Annotated in this window: 6 protein-coding genes and 2 tRNA genes; 1 reads left to right on the top strand and 7 read right to left on the bottom strand. The window is 55.8% G+C overall.

What is annotated here, in order from left to right:
* The 4 genes from mutL to nnr form a co-directional block, all read right to left on the bottom strand.
* A partial coding sequence (gene mutL, locus AB7E14_RS17730; protein WP_428169746.1) for a DNA mismatch repair endonuclease MutL occupies positions 1 to 1,221 on the bottom strand: 1,221 nt, incomplete at its 3' end.
* Positions 1,222 to 1,230: 9 nt separating this feature from the next.
* Entirely contained in the window at positions 1,231 to 2,562 is a 1,332-nt protein-coding gene (gene amiB, locus AB7E14_RS17725; protein WP_316962123.1) for an N-acetylmuramoyl-L-alanine amidase AmiB, read from the bottom strand.
* A gap of 16 nt (positions 2,563 to 2,578) precedes the next feature.
* Complete coding sequence (gene tsaE, locus AB7E14_RS17720; protein ID WP_042999180.1) at positions 2,579 to 3,040, bottom strand: tRNA (adenosine(37)-N6)-threonylcarbamoyltransferase complex ATPase subunit type 1 TsaE; 462 nt, start codon at positions 3,038 to 3,040, stop codon at positions 2,579 to 2,581.
* On the bottom strand, positions 3,012 to 4,559 hold the full coding sequence (nnr, locus tag AB7E14_RS17715) for a bifunctional ADP-dependent NAD(P)H-hydrate dehydratase/NAD(P)H-hydrate epimerase (RefSeq protein ID WP_192502120.1): 1,548 nt from the start codon (positions 4,557 to 4,559) through the stop codon (positions 3,012 to 3,014). The genes tsaE and nnr overlap by 29 nt, the downstream gene beginning before the upstream one ends.
* Here nnr and queG point away from each other — a divergent pair.
* Positions 4,558 to 5,697 (top strand): tRNA epoxyqueuosine(34) reductase QueG, encoded by a 1,140-nt coding sequence (gene queG / locus AB7E14_RS17710; RefSeq protein WP_058587210.1) that lies wholly within the window; start codon positions 4,558 to 4,560, stop codon positions 5,695 to 5,697. The two genes, nnr and queG, sit on opposite strands and share 2 nt — an antisense overlap.
* A 269-nt stretch (positions 5,698 to 5,966) precedes the next feature.
* Here the strand turns inward: queG and AB7E14_RS17705 are convergent.
* From AB7E14_RS17705 to orn, 3 genes are all read right to left on the bottom strand, one after another.
* Positions 5,967 to 6,042, bottom strand: a tRNA-Gly gene (locus AB7E14_RS17705).
* Between the two features lie 81 nt (positions 6,043 to 6,123).
* Positions 6,124 to 6,199: transfer RNA gene (locus tag AB7E14_RS17700), tRNA-Gly, on the bottom strand.
* A 353-nt stretch (positions 6,200 to 6,552) separates the two neighbouring features.
* A complete protein-coding gene (gene orn, locus AB7E14_RS17695) occupies positions 6,553 to 7,098 on the bottom strand; it encodes an oligoribonuclease (protein ID WP_042999177.1) in 546 nt (181 codons plus the stop codon).
* Positions 7,099 to 7,182 lie beyond the last annotated feature (84 nt).

The raw sequence follows: 7,182 nt of genomic DNA, 5'->3' as shown, positions 1-7,182 counted from the left end.
GCCCTGCTGTTTCTGGTAGCCCGGCTGGGCATGCGGCCAGCTTGCCGCCGTTGGGCGCGGCGTGCTGCTGCCCGCTGTCGGTGTGGAGGCGTAGCGCGGTGCCGTAGGTTCGCGGGCCTGCGCCGGCTCAGCAAAATGGTTACGCCCTGCAGCCACACGGTTTTCCGGAACGTGCCGGGGCGCGGGTTCGCCTTCTGCTTCCAGCGGCAATGGCGATTCAAGCTGCTGTTGCAGCACGCTCAGCACGCCCTGGTAGATAAAGTCATGGACCAGGCGCGACTGATGAAAACGCACTTCATGCTTGGCCGGGTGCACGTTGACATCCACCTGATGCGGGTCAATCTCAAGGTACAGCACAAATGCGGGCTGTTGATCGGCGCCCAGCTTATCTTCACAGGCCTGACGAATGGCGTGGTTGATCAACCTGTCGCGCATCATGCGTCCGTTGACGTAGCAGTACTGAATTTCCGCCAGCGCCGTCGTGGTGTGATTGGGATCGGCGACCCAGCCGCGTAAGGTCAGATCGCCATGCTGCCACTCAATCGCCAGCGCATGCTCAAGAAACGGCGTACCACAAATGGCGCCCAGGCGACGCTCTTGCTGCCCCTCTTTCGCCACCGCACGGTACTGACGTACCATTTTGCCGTTGTGCGACAAATTGATCGTCACATCAAAACGCGCCAGCGCAATGCGCCGAATGATCTCGTCAATATGATTGAATTCGGTTTTCTCGGTGCGCATAAACTTGCGCCGGGCGGGGGTGTTGTAGAACAGATCGAGGACTTCCAGCGTGGTGCCTACCGGATGCGCGGCCGGTTTGACTGTTACCTCCATGTCGCGCCCTTCGGCGTAGGCTTGCCAGGCTTCCTGTTGCTCTGCGGTGCGTGACGTGAGAGTCAGGCGAGATACCGAGCTGATACTCGCCAGCGCTTCGCCGCGAAAACCCAGGCTAATGATCGCTTCCAGATCGTCAAGAGAGGCAATTTTACTGGTGGCGTGCCGCGCCAGCGCCAGCGCCAGTTCGTCTTTCCTGATCCCGCAACCATTGTCACGGATACGGATCAGCTTCGCGCCGCCGCGCTCGATATCAATATCGATGCGCGTTGCCCCGGCATCAAGGCTGTTTTCCACCAGCTCTTTGACCACCGATGCAGGTCGCTCAACCACCTCACCTGCGGCAATCTGGTTCGCCAGTTGTGGCGGTAACACCTGAATCGGCATGCAAATTCCTTAGTTGATCAACGACTCACCCGGCGTAGCGGCGCTCGCGGTTTGCGCCGCACTTCCCTGCGGAGCCGACTGCATCGGATGCGCCTGGAAGTAGTTACGCAGCCCTTTGTAAATCGCATCGGCCAGTTGTTGCTGATACGCATCGCTCGCCAACAGACGTTCTTCACTGTGATTACTGATAAACCCGGTTTCCACCAGCACCGAGGGAATATCTGGCGAGCGCAGAACGCCCAGGCTGGCATGTTCAGGCCGCCGTTTATGCAGTGACCCAATCCGTTCGAGCTGGCCTAACATATTGGTTGCCACATCATACCCTACGCGTTGGGAATGGCCGAACTGCAAATCCAGCACCGCCTGGCTTAGGTACGGATCGGCCTGACTGTTTGCCAGCACATCCCCCGCACCACCCAGCAGCTCCGACTGTTTTTCATGTTCTTCAAGCCAGTTCGCCATTTCGCTGTTGGCGCGCCGGTTCGACAGCACCCACACGGAGGCACCCGTAGCGCTGCGGTTGGGCGCGGCATCGGCGTGAATCGACACCAGGAAGTTGGCGTTTTGCTTACGCGCCACGTCAGAGCGCCCCATCACAGAGATAAAATAATCCCCGTCACGGGTTAACACGCCTTTAAACATCGGATCATCATTAAGCAGCGTGCGCAGTTTACGGGCCACCGCGATAGTGACATTTTTCTCTCGCGTACCGCCGGGGCCGATCGCGCCGGGATCCTGCCCACCGTGCCCGGCATCAATGGCGATCACCACTTTGTCACCATTGCTGGATGTCGCTCTGGCCGCCGGGCGCGTCGCCGTATTGCTGCTGATCACGGCGGTGGTGCGATCGTTGCTGGTTTTAAACGGATTTCGCGCAGGTTCAGTCGGACGCGGCGCCACCACCGGCGTTTCGACGCGTTTAGCAACGACTGGAGCAGGGGGGGGTGGCGGAGGCGTATCGGCGTTAATGGTAAAGACTACCGTGTAGTTTCCGCCATTCTGCCGTTTTACCGCCTCGGTTTTCCCGTTTTCGGTTAAATCCACTATCAGTCGTAGTGACTGTGGATCTTTCGCCGTGCCGGAACGAATGGTCTTCACCAGGTTATTACCGCTGAACATCAGCGGAAGCCCCTGAATGACTCCCGTTTGCTTAATATCCAGCGCAACGGTACGTTTGCCTTCATGGGAAAAGGCATAATCGGGATCGCCAATAAAACTGAGCGTAATACGCGCCTGTCGATCGCCGTTGGAGACCTGGATATCGGAGAGGCTGGCGGCTCCGGCCTGCGCGCACAGCAGAACCAGCATGGCCACCAACCCATTTCTGATGCGATAAATCATCCCGCCACCTTTAAGGTTAACCGGCTAAACGCGCCAGCAACGAATCACCTGATGAGGAGACAGCACGGATGCGCGCCTCACGACCTTGCGCCTGGTAATCTATGTGTATTTCGACATCCGGGTCCGGGAGTACACCTTTACCCTGTTGTGGCCATTCCACCAGGCAAATGGCATCGTTGGCAAAATAATCGCGGATCCCCATAAATTCGAGCTCCTCGGGATCGGCAAGACGATACAGATCGAAGTGATAGACCATCAGGTTATCGAGAGAATAGGGTTCGACCAGCGTATAGGTTGGACTTTTTACATTACCGGAATGGCCTAACGCCTGCAGGAATCCCCGACTAAAGGTGGTTTTACCCGCGCCTAAATCACCGTAGAGATAGATCACGGTCGCGCCGTTGCAGGCCTTGGCTACCCGTTGTCCCAGGTCTAATGTTGCCTGTTCGTCAGGTAGCGGAATTACTCGATTCATCATGATAAACGTCAATCACATCAGGGTTAACAATACGCTGTAGCGTGGAAAAAAGATCGGTTGCCAACATGCCGCGCATACCGGCACGCGCCGCCAGAACATCGGCCGCCGCACCGTGAGCCACGCAGCCAGCACAGGCTGCATCATACGGGGTAAACTTCTGTCCGAGCAATGCGCCAATAATACCGGAAAGCACATCGCCCATGCCGCCGCTGGCCATGCCTGCGTTGCCGACATCAGCAATTCCCAACGCCTCCGGTTGTGCGGCAACCACCGTTCCCGCCCCTTTCAACACCGCAACGCCTCCGTAACGTTTTACCAGACGCTGTGCAGAATGTAAGCGATCGCTTTCAATTTCTGCGACAGAACACCCCAGTAACCGCGCGGCTTCTCCCGGATGCGGTGTGATGACGCGATTGTGACGTTTATCGGGATTGATTGCCAGCAGGTTCAACGCATCGGCGTCCCAGACCATCGGTTTACGGAAATTCTCGACTTTTTGCAGCGCTTTCTTCCCCCACTCCGCCTGCCCGAGCCCAGGGCCAATGATGATGACATCCGCCCATGCGAGGCTTTCATCAAGGGACTGCGGCGTCAGTTCATGCACCATCAGTTCGGGACGAGCGGTCAGCAGTGGGGCGATATTTTCGCTGCGCGTCAGCACGCGTACCAGCCCCGCTCCGGCGCGCAGCGCCGCTTCACCGGCCAGTCGAATCGCTCCCGCCGTGCCGTGATCGCCGCCGATCACCACCAGTCGACCGTGATCGCCTTTATGCGACGTTGCACGACGCGGAGAGAGCCAGTGCGCAAGTTGTGATGCGTCAAAGCGTTGAATCGGCGCGTCCTGCCCTGCCAACCAGTCGTCCAGTCCCAGCGAATTAAAATGAAGGCGCCCGGTCACATCCCGGGCTTTCCCCGTCAGCAGACCGGGTTTCAGGACGATAAAGGTGACCGTGCGTTCGGCCCGGATGACCGCACCGGGCGTCGCGCCCGTTTGTGCCAGCAACCCGGAAGGAATGTCTATTGAGACAACAGGCGCAGGGTGGGCGTTTGCCCGTTCGATTAATTCAGACAACGGCTCGCGCGGCGCCTGGGTTAACCCAATCCCCAGCAGCGCATCAATAATCAGGTCGATATTTTCCGGCCAGGCGATCGCCGGGGAATGGATCACGCCTCCTGCATTCAGCCAGGCTTCCCGCGCCTGTGCGGCCTCCTCGGGCAGCGGTTTATCGCTTTCCAGCGCTACCAGGGTGACCAGAATCCCTGCTGCTTTCGCCAGCCTCGCCACCACATAGCCATCGCCACCATTGTTACCGTGACCGCAGAGCACCAACCAGCGCCGGGCATAAGGCCGGGACTCGCGCGCCACGTCAAACACCGCCTCGCCCGCTCGCAACATCAGTTCGAACAACGTGAGCCCCAGCGTGTCAGCAGCTTCTCGCTCCAGCCGTTTGATGTCATCGGCGGGCCAGATGGAGTGTGGTATACTGATGGGGTTTTTCTTCATTGTATGGTCCGTCATGTCAGAGCCCCTCAATCTCAATCAGTTAGCGCAAAATATTAAGCAGTGGGGGCTGGAACTGGGCTTTCAGCAGGTCGGTATTACCGATACTGACCTGAGCGAGTCCGAACCCAAACTGCAGGCGTGGCTGGACAAACAATACCACGGCGAAATGGACTGGATGGCGCGCCACGGCATGATGCGCGCGCGTCCCCATGAGCTACTGCCTGGCACACTTCGCGTCATCAGCGTGCGCATGAACTATCTTCCCGCCCACGCCGCGTTTGCCCGTACGCTGAAAAATCCCTCGCAGGGTTACATCAGTCGCTATGCCCTGGGCCGCGACTACCATAAGCTTTTACGCAACCGCCTCAAAAAGCTGGGTGAGAGGATTCAGCAGCACTGCGTCTCGCTGAATTTTAGACCTTTTGTCGACTCTGCGCCCATACTTGAGCGCCCGCTGGCAGAAAAAGCCGGTCTGGGATGGACGGGTAAGCACTCACTAATCCTCAACCGTGAGGCCGGGTCGTTTTTCTTTCTTGGTGAGTTACTGATTGATTTGCCCCTGCCGGTTGATGCTCCCGTGGCGGAAGGATGCGGAAAGTGCGTCGCCTGCATCACCACCTGTCCGACCGGGGCGATTGTCGCCCCCTACACGGTGGATGCGCGTCGCTGCATCTCCTACCTCACCATCGAACTGGAAGGCGTAATCCCTGAAGCATTGCGACCATTGATGGGCAACCGGATCTACGGTTGTGATGACTGCCAGTTGATTTGCCCATGGAATCGCTACTCGCAGCTGACTGACGAAGACGATTTCAGTCCCCGTAAGCCGCTTCATGCGCCCGAGTTGATTGAGCTGTTCGCCAGAAATGAAGCCTGGTTTTTAAAAGTCACAGAAGGGTCAGCCATTCGTCGTATTGGTCATCTGCGCTGGCTACGCAATATTGCGGTAGCACTCGGTAATGCGACCTGGAGTGACGCCGCCCTTTCCGCACTGGAAAGCCGCCGGGGTGAGCACCCACTTCTTGATGAACACATAGAGTGGGCCGTCGCGCAGCAGATCGCGAAGCGAAACGCCGACGTGATCGAGGTGCAATCACCAAAGCAAAGGCGACTGGTTAATGCTATCGAAAAGGGACTTCCACGGGACGCCTGAATCGTCCACAGGCTGTGCATAAAAATAAAAACACATTGCTATTCAAGAACGAGAAAATCGTCAAGTGATCGCATTAACAATTTGCAATCTTAATTTAAACTTTGATTTCAGATGGATATAAAGAAACTATTCACTTAGCGAAGTATTTGAATATTCCGTAGAAAAATCCGAAGCTGTGGATAACTCTGTTCACAAGAGTATGACAGATACAAAACGAAACGACCCCAACGCATAAACGCACTGTGGTTGATTTTCTGGAGATAAGAATTTGGAGCGGGAAACGAGACTCGAACTCGCGACCCCGACCTTGGCAAGGTCGTGCTCTACCAACTGAGCTATTCCCGCTTAATCTTCGTCTTTCAAACTGCTGTCGCACTTCGAAATTCTGCGATTGGGTGGTCTGTGCTAAGAAGCACTTTCAAATTTTGGAGCGGGAAACGAGACTCGAACTCGCGACCCCGACCTTGGCAAGGTCGTGCTCTACCAACTGAGCTATTCCCGCTTAATCTTCATCTTTCATGTTGCTGCTGTGTTGGCTGCCTTTAGTCACCACAGTCACTTACTTAAGTAAGCTCTTGCGGATTTGCTCAGTTGCCGCCTTGCTGCAACATGAAATGCTTTGATTAAAATTTGTTGCTGCCGTAACGCATAATTCTCTGTCGTTACGGGAGGCGCATTATACGAGAAATCCTTTCTCCTGCAACCCCTTCAAACGCAATTTTTTGTGAATTTCGTTTGAGTGACGATTTTATCAGCAAAGCGAGTAATTTAGCGGCAATCTTCGGTATACGCAAGCTTCCCGGATGTAAACTGTAGGCCGGGTAAGGTAAAGCCGCCACCCGGCATAGCCACCTTTTAAAGCTTAATAAAATTCTCACGATAGTAAGCCAGTTCCGCCACCGACTCGCGGATATCATCCATCGCCTTGTGCGTTCCTTCCTTGCTCAAACCGTCCAGAATTTCGGGTTTCCACCGACGAGCCAGCTCTTTCAGCGTGCTGACATCCAGGTAGCGGTAATGGAAATACGCTTCCAGTTCTGGCATGTACTTAAACAAAAAACGGCGATCCTGTCCGATGCTGTTCCCGCAGATTGGCGACTTACCCGCTGGCACCCACGCTTGCAAAAATTCAATCGTCGCCAGTTCCGCTTCACGTTCACCCATTGTGCTCGCCTTCACTCGCTCCACCAGCCCGCTGCCGGTATGGGTACGCACGTTCCAGTCATCCATCAGCGCCAGCTGTTCATCGGACTGATGAACAGCAATCGTTGGCCCTTCAGCCAGAATATTCAGGTTGGCATCGGTGACCAGTGTGGCGATTTCAATTATGCGATCGCGCTCGGGATCCAGACCGGTCATCTCCAGATCAATCCAAATCAAGTTGTTTTCATTGGCACTCATGCTATTTTCCACCCCTCATGTGTCACATTCTGTGTGACAACACACAACTAGAATTGTGTGTATCATAGATGTTTTGCCCAACAT

The organism is Citrobacter sp. (assembly GCF_050252275.1).
Classification (GTDB): Bacteria; Pseudomonadota; Gammaproteobacteria; order Enterobacterales; family Enterobacteriaceae; genus Citrobacter_A; species Citrobacter_A amalonaticus.
The sequence above is the reverse complement of the archived record's forward strand: the minus strand, read 5'-3'. Positions and strand labels throughout refer to the sequence as shown.